12 protein-coding genes and 1 tRNA gene are annotated in these 20,161 nt (G+C 62.1%); 12 read left to right on the forward strand and 1 reads right to left on the reverse strand.

Annotated features, from left to right (window positions below; all coding sequences use genetic code 11):
- Positions 1–140 precede the first annotated feature (140 nt).
- The 12 genes from CAP_RS26875 (at position 141) to panB (ending at position 18,054) form a co-directional block, all read left to right on the forward strand.
- Positions 141–213: transfer RNA gene (locus CAP_RS26875), tRNA-Trp, on the forward strand.
- 51 nt (positions 214–264) lie between these two features.
- Entirely contained in the window at positions 265–885 is a 621-nt protein-coding gene (gene secE / locus CAP_RS54050; protein ID WP_081865294.1) for a preprotein translocase subunit SecE, read from the forward strand.
- Between the two features lie 28 nt (positions 886–913).
- Positions 914–1,444: a transcription termination/antitermination protein NusG gene (gene nusG, locus CAP_RS26885; protein ID WP_044246289.1), complete on the forward strand. Its 531-nt coding sequence runs from the start codon at positions 914–916 to the stop codon at positions 1,442–1,444.
- A 117-nt stretch (positions 1,445–1,561) separates the two neighbouring features.
- Positions 1,562–2,005, forward strand: a complete 444-nt coding sequence (gene rplK, locus CAP_RS26890) for a 50S ribosomal protein L11 (RefSeq protein WP_044246183.1) — start codon at positions 1,562–1,564, stop codon at positions 2,003–2,005.
- Positions 2,006–2,166: 161 nt separating this feature from the next.
- A complete protein-coding gene (rplA, locus tag CAP_RS26895) occupies positions 2,167–2,871 on the forward strand; it encodes a 50S ribosomal protein L1 (RefSeq protein ID WP_044246185.1) in 705 nt (234 codons plus the stop codon).
- Positions 2,872–2,873: 2 nt separating this feature from the next.
- Entirely contained in the window at positions 2,874–3,398 is a 525-nt protein-coding gene (gene rplJ, locus CAP_RS26900) for a 50S ribosomal protein L10 (protein WP_044246188.1), read from the forward strand.
- A gap of 103 nt (positions 3,399–3,501) precedes the next feature.
- Positions 3,502–3,885: a 50S ribosomal protein L7/L12 gene (gene rplL, locus CAP_RS26905; protein ID WP_044246190.1), complete on the forward strand. Its 384-nt coding sequence runs from the start codon at positions 3,502–3,504 to the stop codon at positions 3,883–3,885.
- A gap of 323 nt (positions 3,886–4,208) precedes the next feature.
- Positions 4,209–8,342: a DNA-directed RNA polymerase subunit beta gene (gene rpoB, locus CAP_RS26910; protein ID WP_044246192.1), complete on the forward strand. Its 4,134-nt coding sequence runs from the start codon at positions 4,209–4,211 to the stop codon at positions 8,340–8,342.
- 99 nt (positions 8,343–8,441) lie between these two features.
- Positions 8,442–12,722, forward strand: a complete 4,281-nt coding sequence (rpoC, locus tag CAP_RS26915; protein WP_044246194.1) for a DNA-directed RNA polymerase subunit beta' — start codon at positions 8,442–8,444, stop codon at positions 12,720–12,722.
- A gap of 540 nt (positions 12,723–13,262) precedes the next feature.
- Positions 13,263–15,404, forward strand: coding sequence for an HD domain-containing phosphohydrolase (locus CAP_RS26920; RefSeq protein WP_044246196.1), 2,142 nt, complete (start codon positions 13,263–13,265; stop codon positions 15,402–15,404).
- 275 nt (positions 15,405–15,679) lie between these two features.
- Positions 15,680–17,026, forward strand: a complete 1,347-nt coding sequence (locus tag CAP_RS26925) for a DUF2330 domain-containing protein (RefSeq protein ID WP_269324661.1) — start codon at positions 15,680–15,682, stop codon at positions 17,024–17,026.
- A gap of 92 nt (positions 17,027–17,118) precedes the next feature.
- On the forward strand, positions 17,119–18,054 hold the full coding sequence (gene panB, locus CAP_RS26930; protein ID WP_044246199.1) for a 3-methyl-2-oxobutanoate hydroxymethyltransferase: 936 nt from the start codon (positions 17,119–17,121) through the stop codon (positions 18,052–18,054).
- A 114-nt stretch (positions 18,055–18,168) separates the two neighbouring features.
- On the opposite strand, the gene CAP_RS26935 is transcribed toward panB, so the two are convergent.
- Positions 18,169–20,151, reverse strand: coding sequence for a vWA domain-containing protein (locus CAP_RS26935; RefSeq protein ID WP_044246202.1), 1,983 nt, complete (start codon positions 20,149–20,151; stop codon positions 18,169–18,171).
- Positions 20,152–20,161 lie beyond the last annotated feature (10 nt).

The following is a 20,161-nucleotide window of genomic DNA, read 5'->3' on the forward strand; positions in this document are numbered from 1 at the left end:
CGGTGGGCGCCGGCGTCGTGACGAAGATCCTCGCCTGACGAGCTTCACGTGCTCAGAGTTCAATCAGACCGTTGAGGTCAAGGTTCAAAACCAACCTCTCGGTCTGATTGAGCGTGAGTTACGAAGACGTCGGCAAGTTTAGGGGTATAGCTCAGTTGGTAGAGCAGCGGATTCCAAATCCGCAGGTCGGGAGTTCGAGCCTCTCTGCCCCTGCCGAGAATCTTAGGCCTCTGCCCGGTAAGTAGCAGTGTTGCTGGTGTCATCATGGCGACAGGCAAAAAAAACGAGCGCAGGTCGAAGGCGGACGACCCTGAAGAGGCAGGGGAGCAGTCTGCCGAGGATCCGGCTCGCGTTGTCGACGCTGATGGGGAACCCAGCGAAGGCATAGTGCTGAAGGGCGATACTGCCCAGCTTGCTCAGGTAGATGAGGAAGCCGAGGAAGACGACTCGGACACCTCTGCCGCGCAACTGGGAATAGACAAGTACGTTCTTGCGGCCTTCTTCGCGGCCGGCATGCTCGTCGCGTATATCACCGGCCGGTTGATCCACGGCGTGTGGGCCTCTGCAGCCAACACTTCATGGTTCAGCAGGACACTTCCTGTCTTGGCGGGAGTCGGTGATGAGCAAAAGACGACCTACGGAATGGTCGTCGGCGGGATCGTTGCGCTGGTCTTGGTCCTGAGGCTGTACCGGAACCCCGACATTCGTACCTGGGCAGATGAGGTGGCTACGGAGCTCACCAAGGTGAAGTGGCCGACCAAGAAAGACGTTACCAACGCGACCTTGATTGTCATCACAGCTACGACAGTGGCGACGGTGTATCTGACGCTACTCGACCGCTTCTGGTCTTTCGTAACGAGCATTGTTTACGGCGATGGCAGTTGACGCCGAGATCCTGAGGGAGCCACGCGCCATGGCGAAAAAGTGGTACGTCATCCACACCTACTCGGGGTACGAGGCAAAGGTGCGCGACGCGCTGCTTCAGAGAATGAAGCAGTATGCAATGGAAGATCGGTTCGGGGAGATTCTCATCCCGAGCGAAACAGTGACTGAGACCAAGCCTGGTGGCAAAACCAGAGTGCGTCAGAAGTTGAGCCTCCCAGGCTACATCTTCGTAGAGATGGAGATGGGCGAGGAAGCCTGGCATCTGATCAAAGAGACGCCGAAGGTCACTGGCTTCATTGGCAACCAGACGCCGCAAGAAGTTCCGCCGGTTCAGATTGAGCGCCTCCGTAAGGGAATCGTAGAAGGCGCCGTCAAGCCCAAGCCGAAGCTCACGTTCGAGGTGGGTGAGGAAGTCCGTGTGCTGGACGGGGCATTCGCCAACTTCACGGGCACGGTGGACGACGTGAAATTGGACAAGCAGAAGCTCAAGGTGAAGGTGAGCATCTTTGGTCGTCCAACCAGCGTCGAACTGGATTTCTCAGCCGTGGAAAAGCGTTAGCTGAGCCGCGGCAAGTCAAATTGGCTTCGGCTAGCGCGCTGCAAACGCCTCAATACGTCTGCGCGTAGATAGATGAAACGCCCGTCTCAAAGCACGGGTCGATAGGGTGCGAAGAACATGGCGAAAAAAGTCACCGGACTTGTGAAGCTCCAGCTCCCTGCAGGGAAGGCCAACCCGTCGCCCCCCGTCGGCCCGGCGCTAGGTCAGCACGGCGTCAATATCATGGCGTTCTGCAAGGACTTCAACGCGCGCTCGGCGTCGCAGGGGGACATGATCATCCCCGTGGTGATCACGGTCTACTCTGATCGGTCGTTCACCTTCATCATGAAGACGCCCCCGGCCTCCGTTCTGCTGAAGAAAGCAGCGGGCTTGCCTACTTCCAAGAAGCCCGGCGCAGGGTCCAAAGAACCCAACAAGAACAAGGTCGGCAAGATTAGCCAGAAGCAACTGCAGGAACTCGCGCAGTTGAAGATGCAGGACATGAACACGATGAACCTGGAATCGGCGATGCGCAGCATGGCGGGGACTGCCCGCTCAATGGGTATCGACATCACCGAGTAGGTTCACAGGACGCCCGCGAACGAGCAAAGGCTCCGAGCGGCGGCGTTCACTGGTTTCGCGGCCTGCAAAACGTCGCAAAGATGTCGCGCGCTGCAGCCGCAGATGGTTCACCACGGCCAAGGCGAACCGTGGGAGGCGAAAGCCGTTAGTAAGGAGGATATGTGCCTAAAGTCGCCAAAAAGAAAGTTGCGGCACGCACAGTCGTTGACCGCAGCCAGAAATACGTACTGCTTGATGCGTGTGGGCTGGTGAAGAAAGCCGCACCCGCCAAGTTCGACGAAACGGTTGATCTGGCTGTCAGGCTTGGAGTGAATCCCAAGCATGCCGACCAGATGGTCCGTGGAGCTGTTGTCCTGCCGCACGGGACGGGGCAATCGCTCCGCGTCCTTGTGTTCGCAAAGGGCGAAAAGGCCAAGGAAGCTGAGGCTGCCGGGGCTGATTCGGTCGGTGCCGAGGAGCTCGTTGCGAAGGTCCAGGAAGGCTTCATGGACTTCGATCGGGTCATCGCGACGCCTGACATGATGGGTCTCGTCGGCAAGCTCGGCAGGATCCTGGGCCCGCGAGGTCTCATGCCGAACCCCAAGGTCGGCACTGTGACCTTCGATGTGAAGACCGCAGTGGGTGAAGCGAAGGCTGGCAAGGTGGAGTACCGCGTCGAGAAGGCGGGCATCGTGCACGCACGCATCGGCAAGTGCTCATTCACCGAGGACAAGCTGGCTGCCAACGCGGATGCCCTTCTGCAGGCTCTGATCCGCGCCAAGCCGGCGACGGCCAAGGGCATCTATCTGCGCAGCATCACCATTGCTTCCACGATGGGCCCCGGGGTCCGGATCGATCCCCTTCAGTTCAGCTCGAAGGAGGTGTAGCCATGGAGAAAGCGCAGAAGGAAGTCCTCATCGGTGCTGTACGCGAGAAGTTCGACCGAATGACTTCGGTCGTCTTCGTTGACTTCAAGGGACTGGATGTCGAAGCCGTCACGAAGCTTCGCCAGGAGTTCATGAAGTCAGGCGTGGAGTACAAGGTGGTGAAGAACACCTTGGTTCACCAGGCCGTGAAGGGTCAGGCCTGGGCGAAGAAGCTCGACCAGACGCTCCGGGGCATGACAGGAGTGGCTTGGAGTTTCGAGGATCCGAGCGCGGCCGCCAAGGTTGTCAAGGCGTTCCGCAAGGATAATCAGAAGCTGCAAATCAAGGCTGGTCTGATCGAGGGGCAGCTCCTCTCAGCCGAAGCTGTCGAAGAGCAGCTTGCAACGATGCCTGGCAAGAATGAGCTCCGAGCCACGCTGCTCGCGACGCTCCAGGCGCCTTTGCAGCAGTTCGTTCAGCAGCTCAATGCGCCGCTACAGAACTTCGCCTACCTGCTGAAGGCGAAGGAAGAGAATGCTGGCGGCTGAGCCAGCTGGTTCCGTGTGAGCGGGGCGCTTGCGCCCCACAGGTATTAGTGCATGTGGCCCACCTTTCGAGGTGGTAAGAAGTTTCGTCGAAGGAGTCCTTGTCATGGCTGAGATCACCCGCGAGCAGGTTGTTGATTACCTCTCCAATCTTCCCGTCATTCAGATCGCGGAGCTCATCAAGGAGCTCGAGAACAAGTGGGGCGTGAAGGCGGCTCCTGCGGCCGTTGCGGTTGCCGCTGGCCCGGCTGTTGCTCCCGCGGAGAAGGCTCCGGAGCAGACGGAGTTCGACGTCGTGCTGGCCAATGCCGGTGGCAACAAGATCGCCGTCATCAAGGCAATCCGCGAGATCACTGGTCTGGGCCTCAAGGAGGCCAAGGACCTGGTCGAGGCCGCGCCCAAGAACGTGAAGGAGCAGGTCTCCAAGGCGGACGCGGAGGAGATGAAGAAAAAGCTCGTCGAGGCAGGTGCGACCGTCGAGCTCAAGTAAGGATCGACGCTTCTCAGTCCCAACTCGTGGCCCCTCCACCTGGATCTCCAGGTGGGGTGGCTATGCGACCACGGGACTTGAGATCCGCCGAATGCGGGCGGCAGAGACACATGTCTCTGCCGTGCCCATCTTTTTTGTCTCACGTCGTTGCACTGAGCGAATGGCTATCCGCCCGGTTCGGCTAGTAGTTGCCCCAACTCGCCAGAATACGCTCGATCATTCGGGGATACGAAATCACCTCTGTTCCGTAGCTTCTTCGTGTTCGCTGCTCGGATCGTGCAGTGCGCCTGCTTCGCGCTGCTCGTAAGAGCTGGAGGAAATCGATGCCGCCCGTCGTCCAGAACAACTTTCGCGTCCGTAAAAACCTCGGTCGCGTGCGTCGCATCATCGACGTCCCCAATCTGATCGATATTCAGAAGTCGAGCTACGATAAATTCCTTCAGATGAGTATTCCCCCGCATGAGCGGGAGGAAGTCGGGCTGCAGGCGGTGTTCCGCTCTGTGTTTCCCATCAAGGACTTCAATGGGACGAGTGAACTCGTATTCGTCTCATACAATCTGGAACCCCCCAAGTACGATGTGGAGGAGTGCCGCCAGCGTGGCATGACCTACGCAGCCCCCATCAAAGTCACGAATCAGCTCATGATTTATGACACGCGCGATGGTGGAGAGCGGATCGTTCGCGACATCAAGGAGCAGGAAGTTTACTTCGGTGAGCTCCCCCTGATGACGGAGACGGGGACGTTCATCATCAATGGCACAGAGCGCGTCGTCGTCAGCCAGCTCCACCGCAGCCCCGGGGTCTTCTTCGACCACGACAAGGGCAAGACTCACTCGAGCGGCAAGCTACTCTATTCTGCGCGTGTGATTCCTTATCGAGGGTCATGGCTCGATTTCGAGTTCGATCCCAAGGACATCATTTATGTGCGCATCGACAGGCGGCGCAAGATGCACGCGACTGTCCTCCTGCGTGCACTCGGCTACACGACGCAGGATCTGCTCAACTACTTCTACTCGACAGAGACCGTCTACCTCGAGGAGGGCTCGAGGTACTCGAAGAGCATCGAGTACGAACTATTGCCGGGGCAGCGAACCACGAAGGACATCAAGATCGGTTCCGAAACGATCGTCAAGAAGAACACGAAGTTCACTCGTGCAGCCATCCGCAAGATGAAGGAAGGCAAGCTCGATCGCCTTCCGCTGGAGCCCGAAGAACTCACGGGCAAAGTGGCCGCGCACGATGTCGTGGACCCCGAAACGGGTGAAGTCATCGTTGAGGTGAACGAGGAACTCACCGAGTCGAAGCTCGAGCGCATCCGGGACGCCAGCATCGATCAGTTCAAGATCCTCTTCATCGATGGCCTCAACGTTGGCTCCTATCTCCGAGACACGTTGCTCGCAGACAAGGTGAAGACGACCGAAGATGCGATTCTTGAAATCTACAGGCGCCTGCGCCCTGGAGACCCGCCGACGCTGGAGACGGCCAAGACGCTCTTCCACAATCTCTTCTTCAATCCAGAGCGTTATGACCTCTCCAAGGTGGGTCGGCTCAAGCTCAATTACAAATTCTACAGAGACGTCGTCGATGAGCAGCGACCTTCGCTGGACATGACCGTCCTGACGCCGCAGGACATTCTTGAGACGGTTCGACATCTCATCGAACTCAAGAATGGTCGCGGCTCCGTGGACGACATCGATCACCTCGGTAATCGACGCGTCCGCGCCGTGGGTGAGCTCATGGAGAACCAGTACCGCATCGGCTTGGTTCGCATGGAGCGTGCGATCAAGGAACGGATGAGCATGTCTCAAGAGATTGACACGCTCATGCCCCACGACCTGATCAATGCAAAGCCAGTGAGCGCGGTGGTCAAGGAGTACTTCGGGAGCTCTCAGCTCTCGCAGTTCATGGACCAGACCAATCCCCTCTCCGAGGTGACCCACAAGCGCAGGCTCTCGGCTCTCGGCCCTGGAGGGCTCACCCGTGAGCGAGCCGGGTTCGAGGTGCGTGACGTGCACGCCACTCACTACGGACGCATTTGCCCGATTGAAACGCCGGAAGGACCGAACATCGGCTTGATCGCCTCGCTTTCGACGTTCGCCCGGGTGAACGAATTCGGCTTCGTCGAGACGCCTTACCGGAAGGTGATCGACGGGCGAGTCAGCGACGAGGTTGTGTGGCTTTCCGCGCTGGAAGAGGAAGGAAAGTACATCGCGCAGGCCACGGTCGATATCGGTGACAATAACCAGTTCCGTGAATCGGCAATCTCGGCGCGATACAACGGTGAGTTCAAGATCGTCGCCCCAGAGATGATCGAACTCATTGACGTGGCTCCGAATCAGATGGTCAGCGTTGCTGCTGCACTGGTGCCGTTCCTCGAGCACGATGACGCCAATCGCGCACTGATGGGCGCGAACATGCAGCGACAGGCCGTCCCGCTCATCAAGTCCGAGGCACCGCTGGTTGGAACCGGTATGGAGGCCCGGCTCGCTCGTGATTCTGGCGTTTGCGTCGTCGCGCGCCGGCCAGGTGTGGTGGAGAGTGTCGATGCCACGCGCGTCGTGGTGCGCGCGCTTGGCGGTGAGGGCGCTGAAGTCCCCGACATCTACCACATGATGAAGTTCCAGCGTTCCAATCAGAGCACCTGCTACACGCAGAAGCCCATCGTTCGCACTGGCGACAGTGTGAAGGTCGGTGATGTCCTCGCTGATGGCCCCTCGTGCGACATGGGGGAGCTTGCACTGGGTCAAAACGTGCTCGTCGCCTTCATGCCATGGCAGGGCTACAACTTCGAAGACTCGATTCTCGTGTCGGAGCGCATCGCCAAGGACGACGTCTTCACCTCGATACACATCGAGGAGTTTGAATGCGTAGCGCGTGACACGAAGCTCGGGAAGGAAGAGATAACCCGGGACATCCCCAACGTCGGGGAAGAGGCGCTCAAGGATCTGGACGACTCCGGGATCGTGCGCATCGGTGCCGAAGTTCGTCCCGGAGACATTCTCGTCGGAAAGATCACTCCCAAGGGCGAGACGCAGCTTTCACCTGAAGAGAAATTGCTCCGCGCCATCTTCGGCGAGAAGGCCGGAGACGTCCGCGACAGCTCGCTCAAGGTTCCGCCTGGCGTTGGCGGAATCGTCATCAACGCTCGCGTCTTCTCTCGCAAGGGGACTGATAAAGACGAGCGGGCGCGCGACATTGAGGATCAGGAACGTGCTCGTATTGAGCGCACGCGAGACGAAGAGATCAAGATCCTCCGCGATTCATTCTATCGGCGCGTTCGTGAGCTGCTGCTTGGTAAAGAGACCAACGGGAAGCTCGTCGACGACAAGGGTAGGGTGCTTCTGCAGAAGGGCGTAGTCGTCGAAGACGCGGCCCTCAGCGAGATCCCGCGCAAGTACTGGGGTGAAATTCCCGTCGAAGATGCGGACCAGGCCCAGCAGATTCTCCGGGATCTCGAGGAGCTGGTCCGGGCGAGAGAAGAGCACTTCCGCGACAAGATCGAGCGGCTGTCGAAGGGAGATGAGCTTCCGCCTGGCGTAATCAAGATGGTGAAGGTGTATATCGCCATCAAGCGCAAGCTCCAGGTCGGGGACAAGATGGCTGGGCGCCACGGAAACAAGGGTGTCATCAGCCGCATCCTCCCTGAGGAGGACATGCCTTACCTGCAAGATGGCAGCCCGGTGGATATCGTCCTGAATCCCCTTGGTGTGCCCAGTCGTATGAACGTGGGCCAGATCCTTGAAATTCACCTCGGATGGGGCGCCTACGAGCTCGGGCAGCAGGTCAACCGCATGCTCGAAGAGCAGCGGGCGACGAACGATATTCGCGAGCAGATCCGGAAGATCTATCGCGGCGATGAGTTCGTGGAAGAGGTCGTGGACATCATCCAGGAGGATGAAGTCCATCGCTTCGCAAGCAAGCTGAAGCGAGGCGTGCACATGGCCTCCCCTGTATTCGATGGAGCCCATGAGGCAGACATCAAGGGGGCGTTGTCGCTCGCGGGTTTGCCGTCCACTGGTCAAACGATCTTGTTCGATGGACGCACAGGAGAGGCGTTCGATCAAAACGTTACCGTCGGCATCATGTACATGCTGAAGCTGCACCACCTGGTCGACGACAAGATTCATGCACGGTCCATCGGCCCCTATTCACTGGTCACGCAGCAGCCCCTGGGCGGTAAGGCCCAGTTTGGCGGCCAGCGTCTCGGTGAGATGGAGGTGTGGGCAATGGAGGCATACGGTGCTGCCTATGCGCTCCAGGAGTTCCTGACCGTCAAGAGCGACGATGTGATGGGTCGGACTCGAATGTACGAAGCCATTGTCAAAGGAGAGTACACTCTGGAAGCCGGACTTCCTGAGAGTTTCAATGTTCTGATCAAAGAGCTTCAGTCATTGTGCCTCAACGTTGAACTGGTTGAGTCCAGCAGTCTTGAAGCTTCTGCTGCCGAGGAGGAGTGATGCGAGGCTCCCGAGCGAAGATAGCATGCTTGCATCGCATTGAGCGATCCGTACCTGTGTCGCTCCTCGACAGAATGGGTTTCGTCTTCGGAGGTCTTCATGCGTGACATCTTCAGCTTCTTCGAGAAGCCCAAGGACCCGCTGTCTTTCAGCGCCATTCGCATCTCTCTGGCAAGTCCAGAGAAGATCCGTGAATGGTCCCACGGCGAAGTTAAAAAGCCGGAAACCATCAACTACCGCACCTTCAAGCCAGAGCGCGATGGCCTGTTCTGCGCGAAGATCTTCGGCCCGGTCAAAGACTACGAGTGCAACTGCGGCAAGTACAAGCGCATGAAGCACCGCGGTATCGTGTGCGAGAAGTGCGGGGTCGAGGTCATTCAGTCCAAAGTCAGACGCGAACGACTCGGCCACATCTCGCTTGCGACGCCGGTTGCCCACATCTGGTTTCTCAAGAGCCTGCCGTCGCGCATCGGCAACATGCTCGATATCACGCTGAAGGACCTCGAAAAGGTTCTCTATTGCGAAGCGTACATCGTCATCGATCCCAAGGACACCCCGTTGCAGCGCGGTGATCTGCTTAGCGAGGAGCGCTACATGCAGATCATCGAAGAGTATGGCGACGACCGGTTCGCGGCTGGGATGGGAGGCGAGGCCGTCCTTGAGATGCTCAAGCAGGTCGACGTGCACGCACTCGCTGAACTCCTGCGAAGTGAGATGCGGAGCGCGACCAGCGAAGCCAAGAGGAAGAAGCTCGCCAAGCGCCTGAAGGTCGTGGAGGCATTCCGCGAGAGCGGGAATCGTCCCGAGTGGATGATGCTGACCGTGATTCCTGTGCTTCCACCCGATCTTCGGCCGCTGGTGCCGCTCGATGGGGGCCGATTTGCCACGAGCGATCTCAATGACCTGTACCGTCGTGTGATCAACCGCAACAACCGGTTGAAGCGACTGCTCGAGTTGAACGCTCCGGAGATCATCATCCGGAACGAGCGACGTATGCTCCAGGAAGCAGTCGACGCTCTGTTCGACAATGGCAGGCGTGGCAAGACGATCACCGGTCCGAACAAGCGGCCCCTGAAGTCACTTTCGGACATGCTGAAGGGCAAGCAGGGGCGTTTCCGTCAGAACTTGCTCGGAAAGCGCGTCGATTACTCGGGCCGTTCGGTCATCGTGGTTGGCCCGACGCTCAGGCTGCATCAATGCGGGCTGCCTAAGAAGATGGCGCTCGAGCTGTTCAAGCCGTTCATCTACAACAAGCTCGAAGAGCGCGGCTATGTGAACACCATCAAGAGCGCCAAGAAGATGGTGGAGAAAGAGCGGCCGGAAGTCTGGGATATCCTCGAAGAGGTTATCAGCGAGCATCCGGTACTTCTCAATCGCGCTCCCACTCTGCACAGGTTGGGCATCCAAGCCTTCGAACCCGTGCTGATCGAGGGTAAGGCGATCCAGCTACACCCGCTGGTCTGTGCAGCATTCAACGCTGATTTCGATGGCGACCAGATGGCCGTGCACGTGCCTCTGTCCATCGAGGCGCAGATGGAAGCCCGCGTGCTCATGATGAGCACGAACAATATCCTCTCTCCCGCGAGCGGGAAGCCAATCATCAATCCGACGCAGGATATCGTGCTCGGCCTCTACTATGCGACCCGTGAGCGCAAGTTTGCTCGAGGCGCTTTCCGGGAAGGCTCGCTGTCGACGAATGCAGAGGGGCAAGCCGTCGGTCACCTGAGAGGCGTGTACGCTTCCAAGGAAGAGGTCCGAATGGCCTACGATCACGGTGCCGTGATGCTGCACGCAGGCATCCGGGTGCGCGTTCCGGTCATCGACGACGACGGCAATCCTACTCTCGATGAGAATGGATTGATCAAGCGGACAGTCGTGCAAACGACGGTCGGTCGCGTGCTCATCTCGGAGGTGTTGCCGAAGAAGCTGCCCTTTGAGTACGTGAACAAGGTGCTCGACAAGAAGGCACTCTCGCAGCTGATCGACGTCTGCTACCGGATCCACCGGAACAAGGAGACCGTGCTGCTGGCCGACCGGCTGAGGACGCTGGGCTTCGAACACGCCACGAAAGCAGGCGTCTCCATCTGCATGGACCACATGGTCATCCCGGAAGCCAAGAAGGTCCTTCTGGGCGAGGCTCAGAAGGAAGTGGAGCGCGTCATCGAGCAGTACCAAGAGGGACTGATCACGGATGGCGAGCGTTACAACAAGATCGTCGATATCTGGGCCAGCATCGCCGACCAAGTAACCAGCGAGATGATGGGCGGTATCCGGAACGAGAGCGTGACGGATCCGGAGACGGGAGAGGAGCACCAGGAACAGAGCTTCAATCCCATCTACATCATGGCTGATTCAGGAGCCCGTGGCTCGACCCAGCAGATTCGGCAGCTTGCCGCGATGCGCGGGCTCATGGCGAAGCCCTCCGGTGAGATCATCGAGACGCCGATCACCGCCAACTTCCGTGAAGGCCTCAGCGTTCTGCAGTACTTCATCTCGACTCACGGTGCGAGGAAGGGTCTGGCGGATACTGCTCTCAAGACCGCCAACTCCGGCTATCTCACTCGCCGCCTCGTCGACGTTGCTCAGGATGCCGTCATCTCTGATTTCGATTGTGGGACCCTCGACGGGATCCGCGTCACGAAGCTCGAGGAAGCTGGAGAGGTTATCCAGCCCCTGGGCGAGCGTATTCTGGGTCGCGTAGCACTCGATGATGTCGTAGACCCCTTGACCGGCGAAGTTCTGGTGCGGGCGAACACCGAGCTCGAAGAGGGGGCCGTTCGCATCATCGAGGATGCCGGCATCGAGGAGGTAGCGATTCGCTCCGTCCTCACGTGCCAGCTGCGACGCGGGGTCTGCGCGCTTTGCTACGGACGCGATCTGGCGCGTGGCTATCGCGTCAACATCGGTGAGTCCGTGGGTATCATCGCGGCTCAATCAATCGGTGAGCCTGGTACCCAGCTGACGATGCGCACGTTCCACATCGGTGGAACTGCAGCTCGTGGCAAGATCGAGGCGAGCTACCTCGAGGCTCGAACTGAAGGAACGGTGCGCCTCCGCCGAGCCGTGGTTCAGAAGAAGAAAGATGGAACCATGGTGGTCATGAATCGCCATGGTGAGATCATCGTCGTTGATGAGACAGGGCGCGAACGTGAGCACAATCGGCTCGTCTACGGCGCGATCCTGAAGCACACCGACGGTGACAGGGTAAAGGTCGGCGACCTGCTGGCCGAGTGGGATCAGTTCGCGACTCCGATCCTGACGGAGGTGTCTGGGATCGTTAAGTTCGGCGATCTGATCGAAGGCGTCAGCGTTCAAGAGCGCGTCGATGAGGTCACCGGGCTTTCACGCAAGGTTGTCATCGAGTCGAAGGCGACCGACGTGCGTCCTCGCATCACGCTCAAGGATGCCGGCTCGGGAGAGACGCTGAAGCTGCCGAACAGCACCCTCGACGCAAGGTATCTCTTGCCCGTCGGCGCTCATATCGTGGCTCAGGAGGGCGATCTGATCGAGGCTGGTGAAGTCATCGCGAAGATCCCGCGTGACACGACCAAGGTCCAGGACATCACCGGCGGTTTGCCGCGCGTGGCTGAGCTCTTCGAAGCGCGTAAGCCGAAAGATCACGCAATCATCAGCGAGATTGATGGTGAGGTGAACTTCGGCAAGGACACCAAGGGTAAGCGGAAGGTCGTCATCACACCGATGGGTCCCGATAGCGCCATGCTCATCGATCAAGCCCGGGAGTATCTGATCCCCAAGGGTAAGCACATTCAAGTGCAACCTGGTGATCGGGTTCGTGCAGGCGACCCCCTGATGGATGGCCCCCCGAATCCCCACGACATTCTCCGGGTCAAGGGAGAGAAGGAGCTTGCAGCATGGCTGGTTAATGAAATCCAGCAGGTGTACAGGCTGCAGGGCGTGAACATCAACGACAAGCACATCGAAGTCATCGTGAGGCAGATGCTTCGCCGAGTTCGCGTGCGAGAGGTGGGAGACACGAACTTCCTCGTCGATGAGCAGGTCGAGAAGCACATGTTCGAGCAGGAGAATGAGCGCGTTCTCGAGCGCGGCGGAAAGCCTGCCATTGCAGAGCCTCTGCTGCTGGGCATCACGAAGGCCAGCCTGTCGACCGAGTCGTTCATCAGCGCATCCTCTTTCCAGGAGACCACCAAGGTTCTCACGGAGGCCGCAATCAACGGGAAGACCGACGATCTGCGCGGCCTGAAGGAGAACGTGATCATGGGTCGCCTGATCCCGGCCGGAACAGGATTGCCTGCATACAAGCGACTTCAGATCGTTATCGACGGTGAGGGCGCGCTCCCGATGGCGACCCTCCCCAGGGCGCGGCCGGAGGATACTCTGGCAGCGGTTAACGAAGAGTAGTCCCGAGCAGTCACAGAAACAGCATCGGAGCTCCTGCGCATCTCAATGTGCAGGAGCTTCGCTGCATTTGGGGGTGAAGGTTAAACGCATCTGCGTTCTCTCCAGAGGAAGAGCAGGCAGAAGCCGCTTACCCAAGGTTCATTGGCCTCGGACCGTCATCACAGCACGCAGGAACGTGACAGACCTCAAGACCCGTACGCCACAGTGGCGGAACTGCATGGCGGCTCGGCATCCGTGCAGATGCGGCCGAGGAATGCCGACATACGGCGCACGCAGTCAGATCGTTAAAAGCGCCTCACAGATGTCCAGCCGCTGGAAACCCCACCTACCTCAATGCGCGGGGATCTCGCCTGTCGGTTCCAGGGCGCTTTGCGCGATGCGTCATGTGAGATGCACCACGGCGAACCCCGGCGGGTCGGCAACGGACGGGTCGCCACAACGGCTTCACTGCGGTGAGAGTACGTCGTAGCCTTATTTCTAGCCTTGGGCGCTGCTCGTCTCGCACGTCGCCCTCGGATTGTGGGTACAATCAGAGCATCGATGGTTGCGTTTCAGGGCATCAACCAGCGGATCGCTGACCGCTTGCTCCTCGACGGGCGCATCGCACACGACGACTATCGCCGTGCAGTCGAGCATGCGACCCGGAACCGCTCGCGCATCGAAGATGCGATGATCGAGCTCGAGATCTTGAGTGAAGCGGATCTGCTGAAGTTCATCGCTACGCTGCACAATACGCGGTTCGTCTCGAGCGAGAAGCTCTCCAAGGCGATCATAGACGCACGCGTTTTGTCGAAGGTTTCCTCGGTCACTGCAACGTTGCACGGGGTGTTTCCTGTCCTGCTCGACGACCGCACTCTGACGCTGTCAGTCGCCACGGCAGATCCGGACAACGACGCAGCACTGCACGAGATCAAGCTCGCCGCTGGTGTGCGCGACGTTCGTGCGATCGTGGCGCGACCGGCGGCCGTCCGTGCTGCGATCTCCTACCATTACCGGGGGGACACCACCGCCTTCAACGCGTTGCTCCGGCCCGTCCATAACTACGAGGACTTCTTCTACAAGGAGCAACGAGACCCGTTCGAGCGGACACAGACCGGCGTCACCGCAAGCTTCCAGATGCCGCAGCCGCAGCCGGCGCCCATGCCAGTCGCCATGACTGGGCCAGCTCCGGTGCAGATGCCAACGCCTCCTCCGGTGACGTCTGCGGGGATCACCCAGATGCCCGTGCAGCAGGCGCCGACGGTGCCTCCTCGCGTGCTCGCTCCTGCAACACCGATCCCCCCTCCTCCAGCGCCGCCGCTCGTGAGCAGCGAACCGGCGACTGCGCCCGCTGTCATGGCGGCGCCTGTTGCGGCTCCTCCGCCAGAGCCGCCGCCCGCGCCCACGACTTCGCACGAGTACCTCGAGACGCTCAATGTGCTGGTGACGCTGCTCGAGAACAACCGTCAAGACCTGCGTGGGCACTCGTCCACCGTTGCCCGCCTGGCCCGGAAGCTGTGCGAGCGGATCGGTCTTTCCCAGGGAAGCGTCGCCGCATACGTGGCGTCCTGCTACCTGCATGATCTCGGCAAGGCGGGCCCCTACCACCTCACAGCCCTGAACGTCGCAGAATACGAGGGCCACCGCCTGGCTGCCACGAAGGCCGTAGAGCTTCCGGCGCAACTCATGGAGTCAGCAGGGGTGCCTCAAGAGGTCACCACCGCGATCACGCACATGTACGAGCGATACGATGGCACAGGGTTTCCCGATGGCCTTTCTGGCAAGGAGATCCCCCTCGGCGCGCGCGTTCTCGCAGTGGTCGATACCTATGCCGACCTCTCGCAGAACCCGAGGAATCCCTACCGAAAGACACTGCGTCCTGCCGAAGCATGTGACGTGCTCGCCCAATACCGCGGCAACGTGTTCGATCCGAACATCGTCGACCTGTTTCGCCAGGTGATGACGGGCGATGACATCAAGGCAAAGCTCCTCGCCGATCGCCACACGGCCTTGATTGTGGATCCTGATCCCGAGGAGACGACGGTGCTCGAACTCAGGCTCATCGAGCAGGGCTTTGACGTTTACATTGCTCGTACAGCAGCGCAGGCGCGACGCGAGATAGAATCTCGCGAGATTGAGATCGTGGTGAGCGAAGTGGACCTCGAAGAGCCTGATGCCGGGCTCGCGTTTCGAAGTGAGGCCATCAAGGCCGGCTTCGGGCGCGACAAGGCCTGGGTGATCCTCACGTCCAAGACCGACCGGCAAACGGCACAGCGCGCCTTCGAGCTAGGTGTCGACGACATCGCCTCCAAGCCTGTCACTGCTGACATCTTTGCCGTCCGACTACGTCAAATCATCGAACGCAAGGCCTCCAACAAGCCTGGCAAGGGCGTCACCGGCTCCCTTTCCGAGATGGGGCTGCCCGATATGGTGCAGATCCTGTGGCACGGCCGCCGGACATGCGCCCTCAAGATCCAGACTGTCTCTGGCCCCGGTGAAATCCACTTCGCTGACGGGCAGATCATCCACGCCCTCTACAGCGGCCTGCAGGGTGAAGACGCCTTCTACAAGATGCTGACGCTCCACGAGGGTGACTTCCGACTGGAGCCCAACTTCACCCCTGGCGCGCGCACCATTAAGGTCTCCCCTGAGGGATTGCTGCTCGAAGGAATGCGCCGTCTCGACGAAGGCACCATCGGCTGACTCGCTGCCGGCGCTCCCGCACCTCCGGAGCGTCGACTTCCAGCAACCTGCTTGGCCACCTTCGGCAGGTCCACCACCTTCCTCAGAGGGGTGTGTTGCCGCGCGGCCGCTTCACCCAGCGCAGTCCCCATGCGACCTCTGCAACAAGGTGCAGGAGCGTGCCTGCTTGTGCCGAAGAACCTTCCGGGCTGCGCTTGAAACCGCAGGGATTTCCCTCCAGCATTCCTGGTATGCTGCTTGCTGCTCTCCGAACTCGGACCACCGTGGGAGGCTCTATGCGGCTTATCAAAACTCTCCTGGCGATCTCCTCCTTCTCCCTCGTTGTGTCTCATCTTGAGAGCGCTGACGCTTGCGGTGCGTGCATCGTGTCGCAGGGTGAGTCGACCCTCGTCACGGGGCACAGAATGGTGCTCTCGGTGTCTCCGGAAGGGACGACGCTCTGGGATCAGTTCTCCTACTCGGGTGCTCCCGAGTCCTTCGCGTGGGTCCTTCCCACGAAGGGCATCGTGGAGGTCGGCCTCTCCTCGGATGCACTCTTCCAGACGCTCGAGGGACTGACGCAGGTCTCCATCAGCTCGCCGATCATCAACTGTCCGCCCCCGCCGAGTTGCGGAATCGACAGCCCCTCCTCGGCCGACTCGGGCGGCACCGGCGGCGGTGGACCGCCGGTCCAGGTCATTGCCCAGGAAACCGTCGGCCCCTTCGAGACCGTCCAGCTCTCGTCGAATGATCCCGACGCCCTTTACGACTGGCTCCAGACGCACAACTACTTCGTCCCGCAGGATCTGGAGCCCGTCATTGCCGATTACGTCGCCGAGGGATTCAACTTCCTCGCCCTCAAGCTGGTGCCGGGACAGGGTGTGGATGCCATGCGGCCTGTGCGTGTGACCACGCCCGGTGCCGGAGCAACCCTTCCGCTGCGCATGGTGGCTGGAGGGACAGGACCAGTCACGCCGATCACCCTCTGGATGCTGGGCGAAGGCCGCTACGAGCCCGTGAATTTCCCCTCCTTCCAGATCGATCAATCCTCCCTCCTCTGGAACTGGGACGAAAGCCGCAGCAACTACGCCGAGCTGAAGCAGATTGGCTACAACGCCACCAGCGGCAGGGGATGGCTCATCGAGGCAGGTGAGCCCGTCTCCACCTATTCCATCGAATACACGCTCACAGATCTGGTCAACTACGATCAGGAAGAAAGCGGCTACACGGGGGACCCTGCCAAGGGCGTGACGCCCATCGACGAGCTCATGGCGGATCTCGGCAAGCTCTACGGTGGGATCTCGCCCGACCAGGCATGGATTTCCCGGATGACCGGCGAGCTGACGCGCGAAGCCCTCGACGACGATCTCGACCTCGGTGCGTCGCCGGATCAGAGCTTCGTCCCCCGGTATTTCGAGGCCCAGGTATCCATCGGCACTCCACCCGCTTGCCCCTCTTTCCCCCCCTGCAGCCCCTGGGAGGGCGGTGGCACGGGTTCCGATCTCGACGCGCCTGCGGCCGACGATATCTGGGGAGCGCGAGGTGGATGCTCGATGGGCACCGGAAGCGGTTCTTCCATCGTTCTCGGCGGCCTCGCGCTCGCCGCGGCGCTCGCGTTTTCTCGTCGCCGTCGGCGCAGCTGACCCTGCGTCCTGGGCTTGCTCTCATCCTGCGCTCGCCCTAGCCTCCAGAGCAGGCGCGGACCGCCTCTTGCGGCCGCGACCAGGAGGCAACCATGTACGGTCCCAAAGGCAATGGTGGCGGGCAGCCCAACCGCTCGACCCCAGCGCGTTCCACCAAGGTCACCGTCCCTGAGATCCGGACCCGCAAGGGCCGGGACCCGCTTGCGATGGTGACGGCCTACGACTTCACGATGGCCCGGCTGCTCGACGAGGGAGGTGCCGACATCCTCCTCGTGGGCGACTCACTCGGCATGGTCGTGCAAGGGCACCCGACCACGCTCCCGGTCACCGTCGACGAGATCTGCTACCACGGCCGCGCCGTATCGCGCGGCGCCCGTCGGGCCCACGTCGTGGGAGACCTCCCGTTCATGAGCTTCCAGCTCTCGCCGCTGCATGCGCTGGAGAACGCCGGCAAGCTTATGAAGGAGGGCAGCTTCGAGAGCGTCAAGCTCGAAGGTGGCGAGGAGATCGCCGAGCACGTCCGCCGCATCGTCACCGCCGGCATCCCCGTGATGGGGCACGTTGGCCTTCTGCCCCAGTCGGTGCACGCTATGGGGGGCTTCAAGGTACAGGGCAAGGGCGGCGACGCCGCCGAGCGCGTCCTGGCCGACGCCCGCGCCCTCGAAGAGGCAGGCGCCTACGCCATCGTCCTCGAAGCCATCCCCCCAGACCTCGCCGAGGAGATCACCACAGCCATCTCAATCCCCACCATTGGCATCGGCGCTGGTCCCGCCTGCGATGGCCAGGTGCTCGTCTGCTATGACCTTTTCGGCATGTTCCGCGAACTCACGCCGAAGTTCGCCAAGCGGTTCGCCGAGGTTGGCGACACCATCGTCGAGGCCACGCGCTCCTACGTCGACGAGGTCCGCACCCGCGCGTTCCCCGCCTCCGAGCACTCCTTCAAGCCGAACGGCCCGCGCCACCGCCCCCTCCCGCCGCCCGTCGAGCCCACGCTCGACGACATCCCGCCGCACTGGCAAACGCACTGAAGCGCCCACCTCCCTCGGGCGCCTTCAGCGTCTTCTGAGCGACCTTCTCCCCTCCCGACCCGCCCGCCTCGTCACGCTGTTGCCGCAACCCGGCCTCCACCAGCGGGCGCCCCCTCACCCCTCTGCCGCCGCCTCGCGCTCCCCCCTGGTTCCGCCCAGCGCCCGCAGCAGCAGCTCCGCCGCCACCAGCACGAGCAACGCCAGCGCCACGTACGGCGACGCATCCACCGACGCATCCCTCCCTCCGAGCGACGCCGCCCGCGCGCTCTCCTGCACCTTCCGCGGCCTCAGATCGACCTCACGCTCTGCCAGCGACACCACCCGCGTCGACCGCTCCCCATCGAGCGTCAGCGCATACAGCCCCGCAACCCCCGGTGTGGCCCGCAGCCTCCGCTCCACCTCCGTCACCGGCACCCCCTCCTCCTTCCCCTCTCCCGGAAGCACCCGCGCCACCTCCACCGTGCGGTACCCATCGAACGTCCACGTCTCCCCCGCGTCGATCCGCCGCGCCCCACCCCGCGCCCGCGCCGTCGACACGAAGTGGTCGAGCAGCGCCAGGAACGCCGGCCGCAGCACCAGATCGCTCTCCTCCGTGCTCAGCGGCAGCGTCAGCACCAGCACCACCCCCCGACCCATCGGCCTGCGCAGCAGCAGCGGCGCCCCATCCTTCCAGCGCACCAGCGCCTCGGCGGGCGCCTCCAGCGCTGCGGGCTCCAGCACCGCGCGCCCCTCGGGAGCGAGATCCTCCAGGCTCGACCCCGACATCCCCAGCAGCGACGACTCCGCCGCATCCGCCCCACGCACCGCGCTCGGCCCCCAGCGCACCACACCCGGGACCATCGGCTCGAACCCCGCCCCGAGCGGTGCCGCCGCCGCGCGCCGCCCCAGCGTCAGCAGCGCGACCCCTCCGCGCTCCACCCACCCCACCAGCGCCCTCCGCACCTCCGGCGTGAACCCTGGGGCATCGTCCACCACCAGCGCCGCGTGGGGCGCAAGCTCCTCGGCGCTCTCGGGCACGGCGGGCAGCGGCCGCACCTCCGCCTCCAGCTCCAGCGCTGCCAGCGCCTGCTCCAGCGGCGGCGGCCCTCCCGTGGCCACCTGCGTCGATGCCTGGTCCACCACCGCCGCGATCGACAGCGGCCCCCCCGTGGACACCAGCGGCGCCACATCATCGCTCTCGATCGCGTCCCCCCCCCCGAGCACTGCCGACAGCACCTCGGGCGCCTTCTCCGGCAGCTCCACGGCCACCTCTCCTGCGCGCCACCCTGGCTCCAGGGGTACCCCTCCCAGCGCTTCCGCTCCCGCCCGGATCTCCACCCGCTTCCCGGCCCCCACGGGCCCCGTGCACGCCACCCGCACCCGCGCGCGCCGCCCTGCCCGCTCAGCCCGCAGCACCGCGCAGTCCTCGCCCGACGCCGCCAGCTCTGGCAGCGGTACCCACAGCGCCACCTCCCCCGAACCCTCCAGCGCAGGCGCCCCTGGTGACCCATCGGCCAGATCGCTGAACAGCACCACCCGCTTGTCCCGCTGCGGCAACCCCTCGAGCAGATCCCGCGCCAGCGCCAGCGCCCCGTCCAGATCCGTGCTCCGGTCCGACGGCGTGAGCCCATCCAGCGCCTCGCGCACGGCAGCGAGGTTCGTCGTGGAGGCCAGCGCCACCCGCGGCGGCGACCCCGCGAGCACCACCGCCGCCGCGTCTCCGGGCGCAAGCCCTCCCGCGAGCTGCCGCGCCGCCTCCACGGCCCGCTCGAAGCGCGCCTGCCCTCCTGGCAGCTTCGCCCGCATGCTCAGCGAGTCATCGAGCACCACGGCCATCGCCACCGAGGCCCCCCCCTGACGCGCGAGCGACAGGTGGCTGCACCGGAAGAGCGGCGTCGCCCCAAGCAGCGCCAGCGCCGCCACCGCCAGCGCCCGCACCGCGAACAGCGCCCGGTCCTCCAGTGCGCTCCGCCGCCGCGCCGCTGGCGCCGTCGCGGGCACCAGCCTCGCCGCGGGAAACGAGGTCTCCTCGGCGTTTCGCCGCCGGAGGAGGTGTGCTGCCACGGGGGCTGCGACGAGCAGCCCCACGAGCAGCGCCAGCGCGGTGACGAAGCTCATCGTGCCCCTG

The organism is Chondromyces apiculatus DSM 436 (genome assembly GCF_000601485.1).
Classification (GTDB): domain Bacteria; phylum Myxococcota_A; class Polyangia; order Polyangiales; family Polyangiaceae; genus Chondromyces; species Chondromyces apiculatus.